The organism is Streptomyces aureus (assembly GCF_000725495.1).
Classification (GTDB): domain Bacteria; phylum Actinomycetota; class Actinomycetes; order Streptomycetales; family Streptomycetaceae; genus Streptomyces; species Streptomyces aureus_B.
In genome coordinates, this window is sequence record NZ_JNZD01000009.1 from 38,289 (window position 1) to 58,753 (window position 20,465).

The following is a 20,465-nucleotide window of genomic DNA, read 5'->3' on the forward strand; positions in this document are numbered from 1 at the left end:
CATGCCCGACCGACACACGGGGGCATCAGGGTGCAAATGCGGGGCGTGCAATCTGCTACAAGCGTCACTCCGCGGGAAGGAATACGCACGGTCGCCACCGGGCCGCGTTGTCGGTGGGGTGCGGCAGGATGGGGCGGATGAGCGAGGAGAGCCTTCCGGCGGACGCCCTGCCGGAGTACGCGGAGCGGGTCCTCGACGTCGCCGAGCGGATTCCGCCCGGCCGCGTCATGACGTACGGCGACATCGCCGAATGGCTGGAGGAAGGCGGACCGCGCCAGGTGGGCCGGGTGCTCGCCCTGTACGGCGGCGCGGTTCCGTGGTGGCGCGTCATGCGGGCCGACGGGGTGCTGCTGCCGGGCCACGAACTGGACGCGCTGGCCCACTACCGCGCCGAGGGGACGCCTCTGAAGGAGGCGAGCCGGGCCTCCGCCGGGCATCTGCCACGGGTCGACATGAGGCGGGCCCGCTGGGACGGCGGCCAGAGCGCGGAAGGTCACACCTGACAGCTTCCGGCATTCACGCGGCCGAAGGGGACACTGAGGTCCGTACGAGGGAAACGAGGCACATCCGTGACATGCCGTACGTTCGTACGTCACGGGACGCATGCGACGCACGGGGCCTGAGGGAAGAACCGGAAGCTCTCCTTCCGTGAACCTCACCGGCGTAGCGTCGTCGGCACGCGTCCCCCGCGCCCCGCGGCCACCGCCCACCACGCGGCAGTCCGCCCACCAGCACGACCACCAGGACCGGCGAACCACGTGAGCTCCACTTCCTCCACCCGGCGCCCGACGCACCCCTTGGTGCGTCAGGGGGCCCGTGGTGCGTACCGGCTGGTGCGCACCGCGCCGGCCCGGGTGGACCCTCCTCGTCTTGACGCGGCACAGCGCGCGGTGGTTGACCACGCGGGCGGACCGCTGCTCGTGCTCGCCGGGCCCGGCACGGGCAAGACGACCACCCTCGTCGAGTCGGTGGCCGCCCGGATCGAACGCGGCGGCGACCCCGAGCGGACCCTGGTGCTCACCTTCAGCCGCAAGGCGGCCGTCGAGCTCCGCGACCGGATGGCACTGCGCATAGGAGCCGCCCGCGCGCCCCGGGCCACCACGTTCCACTCCTTCTCCTACGCCCTGATCCGCGCCCACCAGGACAGCGACCTGTTCGTGGAGCCCCTGCGGCTGCTGTCCGGCCCGGAGCAGGACGTGGCCGTGCGCGAGCTGCTCGCGGGGCAGCCCGACCTGGAGCGGCTCGGCCTCGCCCATGTGCGCTGGCCGGACGAGCTGCGCGCCTGCCTGACCACGCGCGGCTTCGCCGACGAGGTCCGCGCGGTCCTCGCCCGCAGCCGGGAACTCGGACTCGGTCCCGACGCCCTGGAGGCCTTCGCCCGGCGCATCGGCCGCCCCGACTGGGGAGCCGCGGCCGCCTTCCTCGCCGAGTACCTGGACGTCCTCGACCTGCAGGGAGTCCTCGACTACGCCGAACTGGTCCACCGCGCTGTGCTCCTCGTCGGCCGGCCCGAGGTCGCCGCGCGGCTCGCCGCGCAGTACGACGCCGTCTACGTGGACGAGTACCAGGACACCGATCCCGCACAGGTGCGGCTGCTGCGCGGCCTGGCCGGCGGCGGGCGCACCCTCGTCGCCTTCGGCGACCCCGACCAGTCGATCTACGCGTTCCGCGGCGCCGACGTCAACGGCATCCTCGACTTCCCCGACGCCTTCCCGCGCGTGGACGGCCGCCCGGCCCCGGTCGAGGTCCTCGGCACGTCCCGCCGCTCGGGCGCTGGACTGCTGGAGGCCACCCGGCGGCTCACCCTGCGCATGCCGCTGACCCGGCTGCCCGCGCAGAAGGTGCGCGCCCACCGGGAACTGTCCCCGGTGCGGGACGGCGGCCGGGTCGAGGTCTACACGTACCCGACGGCCGGCACGGAGCTCGACAACATCGCGGACATCCTGCGCCGCGCCCACCTGGAGGACGGGGTCCCCTGGGGCGAGATGGCCGTCCTCGTGCGCGCCGGTTCCCGCACGATCCCGGTGATCCGGCGAGCGCTCACCTCGGCCGGCGTGCCCCTCGACATCGACGGCGACGACCTGCCCCTGCGGCACGAGCCCGCGGTCGCGCCGCTGCTGACGGCACTGCGGGCGGTCGCCCGCGCCGAGTCGGAGACGAACACGGACACGAGGCCGGGCGGGGACGAGAGCTCCGACGGCGACGAGGCGGCCGTCGTCGGGCCGTCCGAGGACACCGGCGCTGTCCGCCCCGCGGCCGTCGCCGGACCGGCGCAGGACACCGACGCCGTCGGCTCCGCGGCCTCCGCCGGACCGGCGGAGCACACCGACACCGTCCGTCTCGCGTCCTGGCTCGACACCGAGACCGCGCTCACCCTGCTCGCCTCCCCGCTCGCCAGCATGGACGCCGCCGACCTGCGGCGTCTGGGGCGCGCCCTGCGCGAGGAGGAGCGGGCCGGCGGAAACCTCGTACCGCCGCCGTCCGACGTCCTGCTCGCCCGGGCGCTGGCCGAACCGGAACGGCTCGTCGCGCACGATCCCGCGTACGCCCGGGGGGCCCAGCGCCTCGGCGCGCTGCTGCGCACGGCGCGCGAGCGTCTGGCGGCCGGCGGAACGGCCGAGGAGGCCCTGTGGGACCTCTGGGACGGCACCCCCTGGCCGCAGCGGCTGGAGCGGGCCGCCCGGCGCGGCGGCGCGGCCGGACGCAACGCCGACCGCGACCTCGACGCCGTCTGCGCCCTGTTCGCGACCGCCGAACGCGCCGAGGAGCGCACCGGGGGCCGCGGCGCCCTGAACTTCCTGGAGGAGATCGACGCCGAGGACATCGCGGCCGACACCCTCACCCGCAGGGCCGTCCGCCCCGACGCCGTACGCCTGATGACCGCGCACCGCTCCAAGGGCCTGGAGTGGCGCCTCGTCGTCGTCGCGGGCGTCCAGGAGGGTCTGTGGCCGGATCTCCGCCGCCGAGGCTCGCTGCTGGAGGCCGACCGCATCGGCCGGGACGGACTCGCCGAACCCCTCCCGCCCGGCGCCCTCCTCGCCGAGGAGCGCCGGCTCTTCTACGTGGCGGCCACACGCGCGCGTGAACGGCTCGTCGTGACGGCGGTGAAGGCACCCGCCGATGACGGCGACCAGCCCTCCCGCTTCCTCACCGAACTCGGAGTCGAACCCAAGGACGTCACCGGCCGCCCGCGCCGCCCGCTGGCCGTCGCCCCGCTGGTCGCCGAGCTGCGCGCCACCACGGTCGACCCGAACGTCTCGGAGAAGCTGCGGCAGGCCGCGGCCCGCCGGCTGGCCCGGCTCGCCGCGCTCGCCGACGAGGACGGCCGCCCGCTCGTCCCCTCCGCGCACCCCTACCGCTGGTGGGGCATGTTCGAGCCGACCGAGAGCAAGGTCCCCCTCCGCGACCGCGACCAGCCCGTCGTGCTCTCCGGCAGCGCCCTCGACCAGCTCGCCAACACCTGCTCCCTGCAGTGGTTCCTCGGCCGCGAGGTGAAGGCCGACGCGCCCGCGACCGCCGCCCAGGGCTTCGGCAACGTGGTGCACGTCCTCGCCGACGAGGTCGCCTCCGGGCGCACCCCCGCGGACCTCGACGTCCTCATGGAGCGCCTCGACTCCGTGTGGAACGCGCTCGCCTTCGACGCGCCCTGGAAGTCCGCGCAGGAGAAGGAGCACGCGCGTGTGGCGCTCGAACGCTTCCTGAAGTGGCACGTCATGGACCGCACCGGACGCACGCCGGTGGCCAGCGAGCACGACTTCGACGTGACCCTCGAAGCGGGCGAGTACGAGGTGCGCATCCGCGGCTCCATGGACCGCGTCGAGGCCGACACCGAGGGCCGCGCCTACGTCGTCGACTTCAAGACCGGCAAGCAGGCACCGACGTCCGCCGAGGTGACCCGCCACCCCCAGCTCGCCGTCTACCAGCTCGCCGTCGGCGAGGGCGCCGTCGACGACGTCTTCGAAGGCACCCGCCCCGAGGCGGGCGGCGCCGAACTCGTCCAGCTCCGCCAGGGCGCCGCCAAGAAGAACGGCGGCGAGAGCCTGCCCAAGGTGCAGGCGCAGGAGCCGCTGGAGGGCGAGTGGGTCGGCGACCTGCTCGCGAACGCCGCCGGCAAGGTCCTGGACGAACGGTTCTCGCCGTCGACGGGACAGCACTGCACGCACTGCTCCTTCCGCGCCTCTTGCAGTGCCCGGCCGGAGGGCCGGCACGTGGTCGAGTGACACATAGCACCACATGTGCTGACCTGGGCTTCCTCCGCCCCGGCCGCCGATGTGGCCTCGGATGTCAGTGGACGCCGCTAGCCTCTGCGACATGCCCGCCCGCATCACCGACCCCGAACAGCTCAAAGAGCTCCTCGGCATCCCGTTCACCCCCGAGCAGACGGCCTGCATCATCGCGGAGCCGGCCCCGCAGGTGATCGTGGCGGGCGCCGGGTCGGGAAAGACCACGGTGATGGCGGCCCGCGTGGTGTGGCTGGTCGGCACGGGGCAGGTCGCCCCCGAGCAGGTCCTCGGGCTCACGTTCACCAACAAGGCGGCGGGAGAACTCGCCGAGCGGGTCCGCAAGGCGCTCGTCAAGGCCGGGGTCACCGACCCGGACGCCATCGACCCCGACAACCCGCCGGGCGAACCGGTCATCTCCACGTACCACGCCTTCGCGGGCCGGCTGCTGACCGACCACGGGCTGCGCATCGGGCTCGAACCGACCTCCCGGCTCCTCGCCGACGCCACCCGCTACCAGCTCGCCGCACGCGTGCTGCGCGAGGCCCCCGGCCCCTACCCGGCGCTGACCCGCTCCTTCCCGGACCTGGTCGGCGACCTCCTGACCCTCGACTCCGAGCTCGCCGAACACCTTGTGACGGCCGAGGACCTGCGCGCCCACGACGCCGGGCTCCTGCACGAGCTGGAAGGCGCCAGGCTCACCAACGCGGACCTGCGCAAGATCCCCGAGGCGGCCGCCGCCCGCCGCGAGCTCGCCGAACTGGTCGGCCGCTACCGCGCGGCGAAGCGAGAGCGCGACCTCCTCGACTTCGGCGACCAGATCGCCCTCTCGGCCACCCTGGCCCGCACCCGCCCCGAGGTCGGGGAGATCCTGCGGGACGAGTTCCGGGTGGTCCTGCTGGACGAGTACCAGGACACCTCGGTCGCCCAGCGCGTCCTGCTCGCCGGACTCTTCGGCGGCGGCACCGGACACGCCGTGACCGCGGTCGGTGACCCCTGCCAGGCCATCTACGGCTGGCGCGGCGCCTCCGTCGCCAACCTCGACGACTTCCCCGAGCACTTCGCCCGCCCCGACGGCCGCCCCGCGACCCGTCAGTCGCTCAGCGAGAACCGCCGCAGCGGCGGCCGGCTCCTCGACCTCGCCAACGGTCTCGCGGAGCCCCTGCGCGCCATGCACGCGGGCGTGGAGGCCCTGCGGCCCGCCCCGGGAGCCGAGCGGGACGGCCTGGTGCGCTGCGCCCTGCTGCGCACCCACGCCGAGGAGATCGGCTGGCTCGCCGACTCGATCGCCCACCTCGTACGCACCGGGACGGCACCCGCCGAGATCGCCGTGCTGTGCCGCACCGCCACCGACTTCGCCGAGATCCAGGGCGCGCTCGTCGCCCGGGACGTCCCCGTCGAGGTCGTGGGCCTGTCCGGGCTGCTCCACCTGCCCGAGGTGGCCGACCTCGTGGCCGTCTGCGAGGTCCTCCAGGACCCCGGCGCCAACGCCTCCCTCGTCCGGCTGCTCACCGGCCCGCGCTGGCGCATCGGCCCGCGCGACCTCGCCCTCCTCGGGCGCCGCGCCCGGCTGCTCGTCTCCCACGCGCGCGTGGGAGACGACGAGGACCCGGACCGAAGGCTCGCCGCGGCCGTCGAGGGGGTCGACCCGGCCGAGGTCATATCGCTCGCCGACGCCCTCGACACGTTCCTGGAGACGCCCATCGAGGCCGCCGGGGACGACGACGGGCTGCCCTTCTCGCCGGACGCGCGCGTGCGCTTCGCGCGGCTCGCCGCCGAGCTGCGCGACCTGCGCCGCTCGCTCGCCGACCCGCTGATGGACGTCCTGCACCGGGTCCTCGCCGTCACCGGGCTCGAGGTCGAGCTCTCCGCGTCCCCGCACGCCCTGGCCGCCCGTCGCCGCGAGACCCTGTCCAACTTCCTGGACGTCGCCGCGTCCTTCGCGTCCGGCGACGGCGAGGCGAGCCTGCTGGCCTTCCTCGGCTTCCTGCGCACCGCCGCCCAGTACGAGAAGGGCCTGGACAACGCCCTGCCCGGCGGCGAGAACACCGTCAAGGTGCTGACCGCGCACAAGTCCAAGGGCCTGGAGTGGGACGTCGTGGCCGTCCCCGGCCTCGTCGAGGGCACGTTCCCCAGCGGCCAGGGCCGCGAGAAGTGGACCGCCCAGGGCAAGGTCCTGCCCCACCGGCTGCGCGGCGACGCCGACACGCTGCCCGACGTCGAGTCCTTCGACGCCAAGGGACTCAAGGCATTCCAGGAGGCCATGAAGGCCCACCAGCACACCGAGGAACTCCGCCTCGGCTACGTCACGTTCACCCGGCCCCGTTCCCTCCTGCTCGGCTCCGGTCACTGGTGGGGTCCGTCCCAGAAGCGGACGCGCGGCCCCTCGGACTTCCTGCACGCCCTGTACGACCACTGCGCGGCCGGACACGGGGAGATCGAGGTCTGGGCGGACGAACCGGCCGAGGACGAGGAGAATCCGGCCCTGCGCGAGGCGACCGCCGACCACGCCTGGCCGCTCCCGCTCGACGACACGGCCCTCGCCCGTCGCCGCGCGGCCGCGGAGACCGTGCTCGCCCACCTGGAGCGGCTCGCGTCCCACGAAGAGGCCCACCCGGCCGCCGCCGCGCACCGGCCGACGGCCGCCCACGACCCCGGCTCGCACGACGACCCGGAGTGGCCGCCCCCGCCCGAGGACGACGTACCGCCCTACGACGAGTACGAGGAGTACGCCGACCACGAGGAGTACGACGGGTTCGACGGCTACGACGACCACGCCGCGTACGACGCCGCCGCGTACGACGCCGCTGCCGCGTACGGCGAAGAGGCCGAAGCCGGTGACGACCGTCCCGCCCGCCCTGCCCTTCCCGGGGACGGGCACCCCGAAGTCGGCATGCCCGAGGACCGCTTCCCGCCGGAGGACGTCCCGGACAGTGCCCCGCCGGGGGACGGCGACCCCGACTGGGACTCCTGGTCGACACGGCGGCCCGCGGACCGCCCGGCAGGCCGCGGGAGCGACCGCCCGACGGTGCCGCACCAGGCCCAGGCCCCCGGGGAGGCCGGCGGCGAGCGCCTCACGCCCGAGGAGGCCCGCACCCTCGCGTCCTGGGACCGCGACCTGGACGCGCTGACCGGCGAGCTCCTGCGCGCCCGCGAGACCGTCACCCACGTCCCCCTCCCGGCCTCGCTCACCGCCTCGCAGCTGCTGCGCCTCGCCGCCGACCCGGACGGCTTCGCCCAGGAGCTCGCCCGCCCCATGCCGCGCCCCCCGCAACGCGCGGCGCGCCGGGGAACCCGCTTCCACGCCTGGGTGGAGTCCCGTTTCGAGGAGCTGCGGCTGCCGATGCTGGAACCCGACGACCTGCCCGGCGCCGAGGCGGAGATCGCCGACGAGCAGGACCTGCAAGCCCTCAAGGACGCCTTCGAACGCAGTCCCTACGCGCAGCGCACCCCCTACCGCGTCGAGGTGCCCTTCCAGCTCTCGATCGCGGGCCGGGTGGTCCGCGGCCGGATCGACGCCGTCTACCGGAACGGCGAGGGCGAGGAGACGACGTACGAGATCGTCGACTGGAAGACCGGCCACGGCCGCACGGCCGACCCGCTCCAGCTCGCGCTGTACCGCCTGGGCTGGGCCGAGCGGCAGGGAGTGCCCCTGGAATCCGTCACGGCCGCGTTCCTGCACGTCCGCGACGGCGAGATCGTACGACCGAGGGACCTGCCGGACCGTGCCGCGCTGGAGCGGCTGCTCACCGGGGACCCGGCGGCCGCACCGGACGGGGCACCCGGGGAACCACCGGACGAACACGCCTCTGTGGGCGGATAGGCTCAGGAACATGAGCAAGCCCGTTGACAACGCCGTCAGCACCGTCCGTGCCTACATCGAGACCCACCGCGCCGCCTTCCTCGAGGACCTCGGCCGGTGGCTGCGCATCCCCTCGGTCTCGGCCCAGCCCGAGCACGCCGCGGACGTGGCACGCAGCGCCGACTGGCTCGCCGCCACCCTCCGGGAGACCGGCTTCCCGACCTGCGAGGTCTGGCCGACAGCGGGCGCCCCCGCCGTCTTCGCCGAGTGGCCCTCCGACGACCCCGACGCACCCACCGTCCTCGTCTACGGACACCACGACGTGCAGCCCGCCGCCCGCGAGGACGGCTGGGACACCGACCCCTTCGAGCCGGTGATCCGGGGCAACCGCCTCCACGCGCGCGGGGCCGCCGACGACAAGGGCCAGGTGTTCTTCCACACACTCGGCGTCCGGGCCCACCTCGCCGCCACCGGGCGCACAGCCCCGGCCGTGCACCTCAAGCTGCTGGTCGAGGGCGAGGAGGAGTCCGGCTCCCCGCACTTCCGCGCCCTCGTCGAGGAGCACGCCGCGCGGCTCGCCGCCGACGCCGTGATCGTCTCCGACACCGGCATGTGGTCCGAGGACACCCCCACCGTCTGCACGGGTATGCGGGGCCTCGCCGAGTGCGAGATCGTCCTCCACGGACCCGGTCAGGACATCCACTCCGGCTCGTTCGGCGGCGCCGTGCCGAACCCGGCCACCGCCGTCGCCCGCCTGGTCGCGGCACTGCACGACGACCACGCGCGCGTGGCCGTCCCCGGCTTCTACGACGGGGTCACCGAACTCACCGACCGTGAGCGCGAACTCTTCGCCGAACTGCCCTTCGACGAGGACCGCTGGCTGCGCACGGCCAGGTCGACGGCCACCCACGGAGAGGCCGGACACACCACCCTGGAGCGGATCTGGGCCCGCCCGACCGCCGAGGTCAACGGCATCGGCGGCGGCTACCAGGGCGCCGGCAGCAAGACGATCATCCCGTCCTCCGCCCTGGTGAAGCTCTCCTTCCGGCTCGTCGCCGGACAGGACCCGGACCACATCCAGAAGGTGGTCCGCGCCTGGGCCGCCGACCAGGTGCCCGACGGCATCCGGCACGAGATCACCTTCAGCCCGTCCACCCGCCCGTGCCTGACACCGCTGGACCACCCCGCGCTGCAGTCCGTCGTACGGGCCATGGGCCGGGCCTTCGAGCAGCCGGTCCGCTACACCCGCGAGGGCGGCTCGGGACCCGCGGCCGACCTCCAGGACGTGCTCGGCGCCCCGGTGCTGTTCCTGGGCATCTCCGTTCCCTCCGACGGCTGGCACGCCCCGAACGAGAAGGTCGAGATCGACCTCCTCATGAAGGGCGTCGAGACGACCGCCTTTCTGTGGGGCGACCTGGCCGAGAACTGGCGCGAGACACACTGAACAAGCCGAACCGCAGTCCCGAGAGCGCACCGCACGCCCGTCCTGCTGAACCGCCCGCCGAAATATCCGTTCCACCGGGGGAGTTGGAAGCATCCGTGACCACCTGGACCGACCACAGCGCCGATCGTCCCATCTCGCTGACCGCTCCCAGCGGCATCGACCGCGCCGCCCATCACCGGCTCGACGAGGCCTGGCTGGCGGCGGCCTGGAGCCACCCCACGACCCGGGTCTTCGTGGTCTCCGGCGGTCAGGTGCTCATCGACGAGATGGCCGACGGCTCCACCGAGCTGCTGATGACGCCCGCCTTCGAGGCTCCGCTCACCGAGGCGCACCGCTACTTCCTGGGCACGGACGACGAGGGAGTGAGCTACTTCGCGCTGCAGAAGGACGCCCTTCCCGGCCGGATCGACCAGTCCGCGCGCCCGGCGGGCCTGCGCGAGGCCGGTCTGCTGCTGTCGCCCCGTGACGCCGGTCTGATGGTCCACGCGGTCGCGCTGGAGAACTGGCAGCGACTGCACCGCTTCTGCTCCCGCTGCGGCGAGCGCACCGTCATCGCCGCCGCCGGTCACATCCGCCGCTGCCCCGCCTGCGGTGCCGAGCACTACCCGCGCACCGACCCGGCCGTGATCATGGCGGTCACGGACGACGACGACCGCATCCTGCTCGGCCGCCAGGTGCACTGGCCCGAAGGCCGCTTCTCCACCCTCGCGGGCTTCGTCGAGCCCGGCGAGTCGATCGAGCAGTCGGTGCGCCGCGAGGTCCTGGAGGAGGTCGGCGTCACGGTCGGCGAGGTCGAGTACGTCGCCAGCCAGCCCTGGCCGTTCCCCTCCAGCCTGATGCTGGGCTTCCGGGCGCGCGCCACCTCGTCGGAGATCACCGTCGACGGCGAGGAGATCCACGAAGCCCGCTGGTTCTCCCGGGACGACCTGAGGACGGCCTTCGACTCGGGGGAGGTCCTGCCCCCCTTCGGGATCTCGATCGCCGCCCGTCTGATCGAGCTCTGGTACGGCAAGCCCCTGCCGACCCGCAGCGTCTGAAACGCGGATCCGCTCCGGACAAGACGAATGCCCCTCCGGTGAACTCACCGGAGGGGCATCGCCGTGCGCGCGGGCGGTCAGGCCGTGAGGGCCTGCTTCACCTGGGCGAGACTCGGGTTCGTCATGACGACCTCGGCGCCGCCGACGGCGACCACGCGGACCGTGGGAACCGTCTGGTTGCCGCCGTTCGCCTTCTCGACGAAGGCCGCGGACTGCGGGTCCTGCTCGATGTTGATCTCGTTGTACGCGATGCCCTCACGGTCCAACTGGCTCTTGAGCCGGCGGCAGTATCCGCACCACGTGGTGCTGTACATCGTCACAGTGCCCTGCATGTCTCATGCGCTCCTTCACGGCTTGTGGTGCGTGGTCGCTGCAAGTGGAACGCAGGTCACCCGGCCGCCATTCCCGTGGGGGGTATCAGGGGCGCCCGCGGGGACGTGATACTCGCCGCATCCGGGCGTCACCGCAGGTGACGCGGTCGGGGCAGGCCCGTGGAGAGGGGAGGGCCGGGCACCCGCGGCATGGCCGGAAGCCGACCCCGGCGCCACCGCCGGAGGTGATGCTCGCCGCATTCGTACGACCGCAGCCGTCTCCCTGTGGACAACCGGCTCACCCGTCTCCGCCGACCTGGCAGCATGGCTGTGTGACAGCAGCAACGCACTCCACCCTCTTCCCGCAGGTTCCGGACACGGCCGACGCGGTGCTCGACGGGCTCGACCCCGAGCAGCGCGCGGTCGCCACCGCCCTGCACGGTCCGGTGTGCGTGCTGGCGGGAGCCGGCACGGGCAAGACCCGGGCGATCACCCACCGCATCGCCTACGGGGTGCGCGCGGGGATCCTCCAGCCCTCCAGCGTGCTCGCCGTCACCTTCACCAACCGGGCCGCCGGGGAGATGCGGGGACGGCTGCGCCAGCTCGGCGCCGGCGGCGTCCAGGCCCGCACCTTCCACTCCGCCGCGCTGCGCCAGCTCCAGTACTTCTGGCCGAAAGCCGTCGGTGGCTCGCTGCCCCGGCTGGTGGACCGCAAGATCCAGCTCGTCGCGGACGCGGCCGCCGCCTGCCGCATCCGCCTCGACCGCGGAGAGCTGCGGGACGTCACCGGCGAGATCGAGTGGTGCAAGGTCACCCAGACCATCCCCGCGGACTACGCGGCGGCCGCCGCCCGCGCCGGCCGCGAAGCCCCCCGGGACCCGGCCGAGACCGCCAAGATCTACGCCGCCTACGAGGACCTCAAGCGCGACCGCTCGGTCATCGACTTCGAGGACGTCCTGCTGCTCACGGTCGCCGTCCTGCAGGACCGGCACGACATCGCCGAGCAGGTCCGCTCCCAGTACCAGCACTTCGTCGTCGACGAGTACCAGGACGTCAGCCCGCTCCAGCAGCGGCTCCTTGAGCTGTGGCTCGGCGAGCGGGACAGCCTCTGCGTCGTCGGTGACGCAAGCCAGACGATCTACTCGTTCACCGGTGCAACCCCGGACCACCTCCTCGACTTCCGTGTCCGCCACCCCGGAGCCACCGTCGTCAAGCTCGTGCGCGACTACCGCTCCTCGCCCCAGGTCGTCCGGCTGGCCAACGGTCTGCTCTCCCAGGCCCGCGGCCGGGCCGCCGACCACCGTCTCGAACTGATCTCCCAGCGGCCCCCGGGCGCCGATCCCGTCTACGCCGAGTACACGGACGAGCCCGCCGAGGCCGAGGGCGCCGCCCGCCGCATCCGCGACCTCATCGCCTCGGGCGTCCCGGCCGGTGAGATCGCGATCCTGTTCCGCACGAACTCCCAGTCCGAGACCTACGAGCAGGCGCTCGCCGACGCCGGTGTGCCTTATCAGCTGCGCGGGGCCGAGCGGTTCTTCGACCGCCCCGAGGTGCGCAAGGCCGGCGCCGCCCTGCGTGCCGCGGCCCGTTTCGGCGGCAACGACTCCCTGCTGGACGACGTCGTCGACCTGCCCTCGCAGGTCAGAGCGGTGCTCTCGGGGGAGGGCTGGACGGGCACGCCTCCGGCCGGATCCGGCGCGGTCAGAGAGCGCTGGGAGTCGCTGGCCGCCCTGGTGAACCTCGCCCAGGACTTCGCGGCGGCCAGACCCGGTGCCACCCTCGGCGACCTGGTGGCCGAGCTCGACGAACGCGCGAGCGCCCAGCACGCCCCGACCGTGCAGGGGGTCACGCTCGCCTCTCTGCACTCCGCCAAGGGCCTGGAGTGGGACGTCGTCTTCCTGGTCGGCGTCGCCGAGGGCATGATGCCGATCACCTATGCAAAGACCGACGAGCAGATCGAGGAGGAACGCCGCCTCCTCTATGTCGGGGTCACCCGGGCCAGGGAGCACCTCTTCGTCTCCTGGGCGCTCGCCCGCTCGCCCGGAGGCCGCGCGGGCCGCCGCCCCAGCCGGTTCCTCGACGGACTGCGCCCCGGTTCCGTGGCCACGGCGGGCGGCGCCGGCACCGGCGGTGCCTCGGGAGGCATCGAGCGCGGCGCCGGGAGAGCCGGCCTCGCCGCCGTCCGGCGTACGAGCCGCAGCCCCGCACGCTGCCGGGTCTGCGGCCGCACCCTCACCGACGCGGGCGAGATGAAACTGATGCGCTGCGACGGCTGCCCCTCCGACATGGACGAGGGTCTGTACGAGCGGTTGCGCGAGTGGCGCGCGGTGCAGGCGGAGCGCAGCGGGCAGCCCGCGTTCTGCGTCTTCACGGACAGGACGCTGATCGCGATCGCGGAGACGGCGCCGGACGACGCGGGCGAGCTCGCCCGGATCCCCGGGGTCGGTGTCCGCAAACTCAACCGCTTCGGAGCCGACGTTCTGGCCATCTGCGCAGGTCGTGAGGTCGCGGAGGACGGTGGGGACAACTGATTCAAACTCGTGGGGAAAATAGTTTGCGCATGCCCCAGCAATCCCCATAGGTTCTTAACCACGGCAGCAGCGGCCTTCTCGAAGGCCCTGGTTCCGTGCTGTACTTAATAGCCGTCGGACCGGTTCGCGCCGGTCCCCATAGACGCCGAGAGGAGGCGATTCCAGTGATCAGCATCAACACCAGCTTCAGCACCACCGTGAAAATGACCGATCGCTCGGTCGTCGTCTCCACGTGCCCGCTCGGCGTCTCGAACCTGGGCACCGGTCTGTCCGGCATTCGTGCCGACCGGCCGGCGTCCTCCCTGTCTCTCGCGGGTCTTCCCGTCCGTGAGCGCAATGAGCGACCGACGAAGGCACTGGAAGCGGCAGTAGTGGCAGAGGCGCATGCCTATGCCTTTGCGGCAGCCGGTGCCGGATCCCTGAAGCAGACGCAGCAGCACCACACGATGTGGGCCTTCCGTGGGCCTGAACCCTGGAGTGATCCAGCCTGATTCACCATCAGGCCGGCGCCTTCAGGGCCGCGGAACCCCACCCGGGATCCGCGGCCCTTCTGTTTGTCCCCGACCGGGGACGACAGAGCGAAGGGGCCTCGGGACAAGAAAAGAACCCGGTACCAGCCGCCAACCGGCCGACCCCGGCCGGCACGACCAGACGAGGAAGACGAACCGTGCAACTCGAAGCGCACGCCCCGTCCGTACCGCCTTCCGAAACGATCCCCCCGCCCGGCCTCACGGAGGACTCCACCTTGATCCCCCTCACCGCGCTCACCGCGCTCGACGACGCCATCGAGAACCTCGGCGTACCCGTCCCCTGCCGTTCCTACGACCCGGAGGTCTTCTTCGCCGAGTCGCCGGCCGACGTCGAGTACGCCAAGTCTCTCTGCCGCACCTGCCCGCTGATGGAGGCCTGCCTCGCCGGCGCCAAGGAGCGGCGTGAGCCCTGGGGCGTCTGGGGTGGCGAGCTCTTCGTCCAGGGTGTCGTCGTGGCCCGCAAGCGGCCCCGTGGCCGCCCGCGCAAGAACCCGGTCGCGGCATGAACATCCGAGGAACGATCGACCGCCCCCTGACGCACGACCCCAAGAAGCAGGCCCCGATGAAGCCGTCCACGAGCGAGCCCGCAGGCTCCGCGATCTCAGACTTCGCCACCACCGGCGCGACCGACTCGCGTCAGAACAGGACCCGAGAGATGCAACTCATCCCAGAAGCCCTGGCTCGTGCGCATATGCACGAGCGACTGCACCAGGCCGAGCGGGAACGTCAGGCCGTGCGCCTGGCGGCCGCTCGCCGCATGCAGCGCCGGGCCGAGCGCGCCTCGATGCGAGCCCGCCGCGCGCTGGCCATGGCGGTCATGCAGTAATCGGCGCCCATCGCCGTAGCAGCCGTTGCAGTCGCAGCAGTACCAGGCAGTGAATCCCGCGGGGGCCGGTCCGAACGGACCGGTCCCCGCAGTGCGTTGCACCGGGCGAACCGAGGGCGGCGGGGTTATCGTCGCCAGAGTGACGAGTCTTCCCGAAGACAGTGACAGCACCGGCCCCGCATCCGAGTCCGAGGCGGACGAAGCCGAGAAGATCGTGTGCGCCCGCTGCGGGACCGCGGCCACGGGCCCCCGGCCGACCTGGACCTGTTCGGTCGAGAACGGCACCCGCCAGTACTTCTGCGACGACTGCGCCCGCGCCCATCTGAGAGCGATCGAGGGCCGCCTCGACTCGGCCTGGTGGTAACCCGGCCGGGCTACCACCCGCCCCGGCCGGCTCTCACCCGCCCGGCCCCGGCCTGACCACCTGCCGGTCTCCGGCCTGAGCACCTGCCGGCCTCGGGCCTGATCACCTGTCGGCCCCCGGCCCGACCGGCGACGCGGCCTCAGGCCTCGGCGGCCGACATCTCCTCGCCCAGTTCCCCGTCCTCCAGCTCACCCTCGGGCTCGTCCTCCAACTTGTCCCCGAGCTCGTCCTCCGGTACGAACCCCGGCAGCCACTCCTCCAGTTCGTCCCGCAGCCGGACCGTCGCGCCGAGCTGGCACAGGACGCCTATGGTGCTCAGCGTCACCCGGTGTATGAGGAGATAGGAGGGCGGCAGGTTCAACTGCCGGCCCAACTGGTGCGCGGGAGAACGCGGGTCGGCGATGCGGGCGGCCTGGCTGCGCATCCAGCCCCGGGTGAAGGTGAACTCGTCCGCCTCTGCCGGTTCGATGATCGGCAGCAGATAGTCCAGGACGGCGTCCGGTTCGAGGTCTATCGACTCCTTCACGAAGCCTTCCGCGCACAGGAGTTCATAGACCGACTCGGCGTCACCGTCCAGCGTCATGCGCAGGGAGTCGCCGATCGGCTGGGGCAGGCCGCCCGGAAGCCGGTCCACCGTGCCGAAGTCCAGGACACCGAGGCGCCAGCCGCTCTCCTCGTCGGGCAGGAGACGGAAGTTGCCCGGGTGCGGGTCGGCGTGCAGCAGTCCGGTGCGGGCCGGGCCCGAGAAGAGGAAGCGGGCCAGCAACTGCCCGGCGCGGTCCCGCTGCTCCGGGGTGCCCTCGTTGATGACCTCCGACAGCGGCACCCCGTCGATCCACTCCGTCACCAGGACCTGCTCGCAGTGGTGGACCACCGCGGGCACCCGGACGTCCGGATCGTCCGCGAACTCCTCGGCGTGCGCCGCCTGGGCCTGCGCCTCGAGGCCGTAGTCGAGCTCCTCGGAGACCCGGTCGCGCAGCTCCGTGATGAGCGGCTTGATGTCCATTCCGGGGATCAGTGGCCCCAGGAGCCTTGCGAAGCGGCTGAGTTGGGTCAGGTCGGACAGCAGGGCCTCGCCCGCCCCCGGATACTGCACCTTGACGGCGACCTCACGGCCGTCGTGCCACACGGCCCGGTGCACCTGGCCGATCGAGGCCGCGGCCGAGGGCTTGTCGTCGAACTCCACGAACAACTCGGCCCAGTCCGCGCCGAGCCGCTCCTCCAGAACGGAGTGGACCGTCTGGGTCGGCATGGGTGGCGCCGCGTCCTGGAGTTTCGTCAGCGCCGCACGATAGGGGCCCGCGATCTCCTCGGGCAGTGCCGACTCGAACACGGACAGTGCCTGCCCGAACTTCATCGCACCGCCCTTCAGCTCCCCGAGGACCTTGAAGAGCTGCTCGGCCGTGCGCTGCTGGAGTTCGCGGCCGACGATCTCCGCCGACTTCCCGCCGATCCGCTTCCCGAGTCCCCAGGTCGCCCGCCCGGCGAAGCCGAGTGGCAGCGCGGCCAGTTTGGCAGTCCGGGTGACTGCCTTCCGGGGAAGATCAGACATGCGCCCTCCAGGTCCCAGCAAGCTGTGCCGCGTGCGGCTGTCGCCCTGCCATTGTCTCGTGTGCCTCCGCGTCCTCGGGGGTCCGCTCACCGTTTGTTTTCGTCACGCTGCCGCAGGCGCATCCGGGATGCGCCGGAACCGGGGTCGCGCGCCATGCGCAGCCGGGCAGCGACGCCTCCCAGCGGGTCCCGGCGCCGGCGGGCGGATCCCCGTCCAGGAAGGCGAGCGCGTGGCTCGCGGCGAGCCCGGCGACCGCCGAGGCCAGGGCGAGATCGCAGGCGGCCACCCGGCGCCGCCGCCCGGAGCGCCACTGCGCGACCAGGCGCGGCCAGGCCGGATCGCGGTCGGTGCGCCGCTGGTCCAGACAGCCCGCGCAGCCGGTGTCGCCGGGCAGGACCAGCGGGCCCACGACCCCGGTCGCCTCCACGACCCCCGCGTACAGATGGGGTGTCCCCGAGGCGATCAGGCCCTCGGCCGACGCGGGGTCCGGGGCGTGGACGCCGAGACCGTCCCGGGGAGCGAGGATCACGAGGGACAGTCCGTGCGTGACGTCCCCCGCCCTCTCCCCGGCGGTGGCGCGCGGCGGACGGTCCGGGGCGGCCCGGCGCACCGCCCGCCGGGCGGCGTCCTCCCGGCGCTCTCCGACGGACTCGGCCGGAAGCCCGCCCGGTGCCACGTCCCACGGCTCGACCCGGCCGACGTCACGCACCTCGACCTCGCCGACACCCGCGCCCGCGAGCAGCGCGGCCACCGCGACGCCCACCCGGCCGGCGCCCCGCACCTGGACCCGCAGGCCGCGGCGGACGGCCAGGCGCTCGACCGCCTCGCCCGGGTCGCGGGCGACCAGGGAGAGGGAGGCGAGGTCCGGGCGCAGCCGGTCCATGACCTCCTTCTTCTCGCGCAGGGCGGCCGCCGCCGGACCGCCTCCGGTCGTGTCGTCCAGGAGACCGGAGGCGGCCAGCCGGTCCACCAGCCGGTCGACGTGGCCGTCCGGCAGCCCCATCTCGCGGCCCTGCGCCCGCAGCAGCGGCATACCTCGTGTCCCGTCGAGCAGGTCGAGGAAACTGCCCGTCGCCGTGTCCATCGGGCCCAGCACCATGGCGTGCGCCGGTGTCATGCCGAACTGCACGGTGTTGAGATCCCGCCAGCCGCGCCGCAGAGCGGGCTTGACCATCGGATGCATGACCTACCCCCGTAGATCCTCGTACGTCCCCGTATGTCCCTGTCCGTCCGCCGCGTCACCCCACGGCCGTCCGCCGTGGGCTCCCGCAGCGCGGACCGGATGCCAGCATGCCCGCGCCCGCCGGAGCCCGCCGAAAGTTGTCCACAGACGCCGCCTTTCGTCGTACGAATCGGACGGGCAGTGTGCGGATCCACATCGAACCGTTCCCGGGGCGGGACTTCCCCCCTGTACAGCAGGTAACGTCGGGGCGTGCCCGCCGACCCACCGCACAGCGCCGCGACATCCATGCGCAGCACGACGAGCCCGCCGCCGAGCGGCTCGGGGGCGAGCGCGATCGAGGTCCGCAGGAGCGCCCGACGGCGCAGAACGGTCTCCGCGTACCGCGAGGGCGACCGCACCGTCGTCCTCATCCCCGCCCGGATGTCCGAGGCGGAGGAGAAGCGCTGGGTGAGCGTCATGCTCGACAAACTGGCCGCGCAGGAGAGCCGGCGCGTCCTCGGCGACACCGAGCTCGCCGAACGCGCCGAGCGGCTGTCGGCCCACTACTTCGACGGCAGGGCCCGGCCCTCGTCGGTGCGCTGGGTCACCAACCAGAACACCCGCTGGGGCTCCTGCACCCCCGCCGAGGGCAGCATCCGGCTGTCGCACCGGCTGCAGGGCATGCCCGAGTACGTCGTCGACTACGTCCTGCTGCACGAGCTCGCCCATCTGCTGGTACCCGGTCACGGGCCCCGCTTCTGGCGGCTCCTGGAGGCATATCCGCGCACCGAGCGGGCCCGCGGCTACCTCGAGGGCGTCGTCGCGGCGGACCGGCTGCCCCACCTTCCCGCGGCACGCGACGAATAGGGGCCGGACCGTCCCGACGGGAGTGTGATTGTGTACCGGCTCTGCACCGGCTTCGTCCACTCCCGGACTTTGCGGTTAGCCTGGCGCGACGCACTCGCATCGGGATGGGGGACGGTCGTTACGCATGGCCAGGGAATTCCAACGCGGCCACAAGGCCAAGATCAGTGACCTGACCGCGGGCACGGATCTGTACGTAGGCGTGCAGATCACCGGCCCCGGACTCACCTTCGACATCAGCTGCTTCGGCCTGGACGCCGACGAACGGCTCTCGGACGACCGGTACTTCGTCTTCTTCAACCAGCCGAAGTCCCCCGAGGAGTCCATCCAGCTGCTCGGCGCGCAGTCGGGCGACACGGAGTCCTTCCGGGTCACCCTCGACCGGATTCCGGCGCAGATCCAGAAACTGTCGTTCACGGCGACGATCGACGGCGCCGGACAGATGTCGCAGATCGCCCCCGGATACCTCCGTGTCGTCGCGGGCGGCGAGGAGGTGGCCCGGTACGCCTTCAGCGGCGCCGAGTTCTCCACCGAACGCGCCGTGATGCTGGGCGACTTCTACCTCAAGGACGTCTGGCGTTTCGCCGCGGTCGGCCAGGGCTTCGACGGCGGCCTCGATGCGCTGCTGAAGAACTTCGGCGGCGAGGTCGCCGAGGAGGAGCCGGCCGCCCCGCAGCCGGGGCCCGCCGCGACGCCCTCCTTCGCCCCGCCCGCCCAGTCCGCCCCCGCGCCCACGTTCGCGGCGCCGTCGGCGCCCGCCCCGGCGCCCGCGCAGGGCTTCGCGCCGCCCCCCGGCGCCACCCCGCACGCCCCCATGCCCGCGCCCGCGCCGTCGGTGCACGGTGCCCCGACGATCGTGGCGCCCCTGCACACCCCGCCGAGTGGCACCGTCCCGCCGCCGGGCCCCGCGCCCTACGGGCAGCCCCCCGGTCCGCCGCCCGGCTACGGCCAGCCCGGCCAGGCCGCTCCCATGCCGCCCGGTTACGGCCAGCAGGCACCGCCCGCCCCTCCCGGCTACGGGCAGCCCCCGACGGCTCCCCCCGGTTACGGCCAGCAGCCGCAGTACGGCCAGATCCCGGGCCAGGCACCCGGGCAGTACCCGGGCCAGCCCGGTGCCCCGTCCCCCTACGGCGCACCCCAGGGCGCTCCGCAGGGCGGTGCCGGTGTGACCGCCGCGCTGAGCGCCTTCAAGGAGACGCCCACCGGCCAGCGGTGGACCCCCCAGAACAAGAAGCTGATCCGCGTCGACCTCGGCGTCGGCGGCCAGCCCGTGCTCGCCCGCCAGGGCAGCATGGTGCTCTACCAGGGCAAGGTCGACTTCAGCTACAAGGGCGCCGGATTCGCCGGCCGCCTGGTCGGCAACGCGACCGGCCAGGAGATGCAGCTGATGCGCTGCACCGGCCAGGGCCAGGTGTTCTTCGCCGAGAACGCCACCCACGTGCACCCCATCGAACTCCAGGGGGACGCGATCTGCGTCTCCGCGGAGAACGTCCTCGCCTTCGACGAGTCCCTCCAGTACGAGGTCCGCCGCATCGAAGGACACGGGATCCCCGGGGGCGCCCTGTTCACCATGCAGTTCCAGGGGACGGGCACCATCGTCGTCAAGACGCACGGCGCCCCGGTCGTCCTGCCGGTGACGCCCACGACCTTCGCCGACTGCAACGCCGTCGTCGCCTGGTCCGCCGCCGCACAGGTGATCGTCTCCAGCCAGGTGCGGATGCGCCGCAACGCCTACCCCGGCGACACCGGCGAGAGCGTGAACCTCCAGTTCCGCGCCGCGCCGGGCAATTTCGTCGTCGTCCAGCCGTACGAGGTCTGAGGG

General features: G+C 73.1%; 15 protein-coding genes. 12 read left to right on the top strand and 3 right to left on the bottom strand.

Annotation, left to right across the window (positions count from 1 at the left end):
* Positions 1-137 precede the first annotated feature (137 nt).
* The 5 genes from IO36_RS16840 to nudC all read left to right on the top strand — a co-directional run bounded on the left by IO36_RS16840 (position 138) and on the right by nudC (position 10,503).
* Entirely contained in the window at positions 138-503 is a 366-nt protein-coding gene (locus tag IO36_RS16840) for an MGMT family protein (protein ID WP_037620789.1), read from the top strand.
* 255 nt (positions 504-758) lie between these two features.
* Positions 759-4,220 carry an ATP-dependent helicase gene (locus tag IO36_RS16845; protein ID WP_078943250.1) on the top strand — a complete coding sequence of 1,154 codons (3,462 nt, stop codon included), beginning with the start codon at positions 759-761 and terminating at the stop codon, positions 4,218-4,220.
* 91 nt (positions 4,221-4,311) lie between these two features.
* Positions 4,312-8,043 (top strand): ATP-dependent DNA helicase, encoded by a 3,732-nt coding sequence (locus IO36_RS16850; protein WP_037620791.1) that lies wholly within the window; start codon positions 4,312-4,314, stop codon positions 8,041-8,043.
* 10 nt (positions 8,044-8,053) lie between these two features.
* Entirely contained in the window at positions 8,054-9,466 is a 1,413-nt protein-coding gene (locus IO36_RS16855) for a dipeptidase (RefSeq protein WP_037620793.1), read from the top strand.
* Between the two features lie 83 nt (positions 9,467-9,549).
* The gene (gene nudC, locus IO36_RS16860) at positions 9,550-10,503 is read left to right on the top strand and encodes an NAD(+) diphosphatase (RefSeq protein WP_209441223.1); all 954 of its coding nucleotides are present in this window, start codon (positions 9,550-9,552) and stop codon (positions 10,501-10,503) included.
* 77 nt (positions 10,504-10,580) lie between these two features.
* Here nudC and IO36_RS16865 read toward each other — a convergent pair whose 3' ends face one another.
* Complete coding sequence (locus IO36_RS16865; protein WP_037620797.1) at positions 10,581-10,835, bottom strand: mycoredoxin; 255 nt, start codon at positions 10,833-10,835, stop codon at positions 10,581-10,583.
* Between the two features lie 227 nt (positions 10,836-11,062).
* Here IO36_RS16865 and IO36_RS16870 point away from each other — a divergent pair, with 227 nt between their 5' ends.
* From IO36_RS16870 to IO36_RS16885, 5 genes are all read left to right on the top strand, one after another.
* Entirely contained in the window at positions 11,063-13,345 is a 2,283-nt protein-coding gene (locus tag IO36_RS16870) for an ATP-dependent DNA helicase UvrD2 (RefSeq protein WP_078943251.1), read from the top strand.
* 164 nt (positions 13,346-13,509) lie between these two features.
* The gene (locus IO36_RS44555; protein ID WP_078943252.1) at positions 13,510-13,836 is read left to right on the top strand and encodes a hypothetical protein; all 327 of its coding nucleotides are present in this window, start codon (positions 13,510-13,512) and stop codon (positions 13,834-13,836) included.
* 176 nt (positions 13,837-14,012) lie between these two features.
* The gene (locus tag IO36_RS16875) at positions 14,013-14,381 is read left to right on the top strand and encodes a WhiB family transcriptional regulator (protein WP_028802016.1); all 369 of its coding nucleotides are present in this window, start codon (positions 14,013-14,015) and stop codon (positions 14,379-14,381) included.
* Entirely contained in the window at positions 14,378-14,701 is a 324-nt protein-coding gene (locus IO36_RS16880) for a hypothetical protein (RefSeq protein ID WP_037620799.1), read from the top strand. Before IO36_RS16875 ends, IO36_RS16880 begins: the two co-directional genes overlap by 4 nt.
* Before the next feature lie 139 nt (positions 14,702-14,840).
* Positions 14,841-15,065, top strand: coding sequence for a hypothetical protein (locus tag IO36_RS16885; RefSeq protein WP_037620800.1), 225 nt, complete (start codon positions 14,841-14,843; stop codon positions 15,063-15,065).
* 139 nt (positions 15,066-15,204) lie between these two features.
* On the opposite strand, the gene IO36_RS16890 is transcribed toward IO36_RS16885, so the two are convergent.
* Positions 15,205-16,617, bottom strand: coding sequence for an ABC1 kinase family protein (locus IO36_RS16890; RefSeq protein ID WP_037620802.1), 1,413 nt, complete (start codon positions 16,615-16,617; stop codon positions 15,205-15,207).
* Positions 16,610-17,800, bottom strand: a complete 1,191-nt coding sequence (locus IO36_RS16895) for a TOMM precursor leader peptide-binding protein (protein WP_037620804.1) — start codon at positions 17,798-17,800, stop codon at positions 16,610-16,612. Before IO36_RS16895 ends, IO36_RS16890 begins: the two co-directional genes overlap by 8 nt.
* 249 nt (positions 17,801-18,049) lie before the next feature.
* On the opposite strand from IO36_RS16895, the gene IO36_RS16900 reads away from it, so the two are divergent.
* Positions 18,050-18,646, top strand: coding sequence for a M48 metallopeptidase family protein (locus IO36_RS16900; RefSeq protein WP_037620805.1), 597 nt, complete (start codon positions 18,050-18,052; stop codon positions 18,644-18,646).
* A 124-nt stretch (positions 18,647-18,770) separates the two neighbouring features.
* Positions 18,771-20,462, top strand: a complete 1,692-nt coding sequence (locus tag IO36_RS16905) for a TerD family protein (RefSeq protein WP_037620806.1) — start codon at positions 18,771-18,773, stop codon at positions 20,460-20,462.
* The last annotated feature ends 3 nt before the right edge of the window (positions 20,463-20,465 follow it).

Coding starts and splice junctions, on each gene's coding strand:
- IO36_RS16840 (WP_037620789.1), top strand. CDS start 138: ATGAGCGAGGAGAGCCTTCCGGCGGACGCCCTGCCGGAGTACGCGGAG.
- IO36_RS16850 (WP_037620791.1), top strand. CDS start 4,312: ATGCCCGCCCGCATCACCGACCCCGAACAGCTCAAAGAGCTCCTCGGC.
- IO36_RS16855 (WP_037620793.1), top strand. CDS start 8,054: ATGAGCAAGCCCGTTGACAACGCCGTCAGCACCGTCCGTGCCTACATC.
- IO36_RS16865 (WP_037620797.1), bottom strand. CDS start 10,835: ATGCAGGGCACTGTGACGATGTACAGCACCACGTGGTGCGGATACTGC.
- IO36_RS16870 (WP_078943251.1), top strand. CDS start 11,063: ATGCTCGCCGCATTCGTACGACCGCAGCCGTCTCCCTGTGGACAACCG.
- IO36_RS16880 (WP_037620799.1), top strand. CDS start 14,378: ATGAACATCCGAGGAACGATCGACCGCCCCCTGACGCACGACCCCAAG.
- IO36_RS16890 (WP_037620802.1), bottom strand. CDS start 16,617: ATGTCTGATCTTCCCCGGAAGGCAGTCACCCGGACTGCCAAACTGGCC.
- IO36_RS16895 (WP_037620804.1), bottom strand. CDS start 17,800: ATGCATCCGATGGTCAAGCCCGCTCTGCGGCGCGGCTGGCGGGATCTC.
- IO36_RS16905 (WP_037620806.1), top strand. CDS start 18,771: ATGGCCAGGGAATTCCAACGCGGCCACAAGGCCAAGATCAGTGACCTG.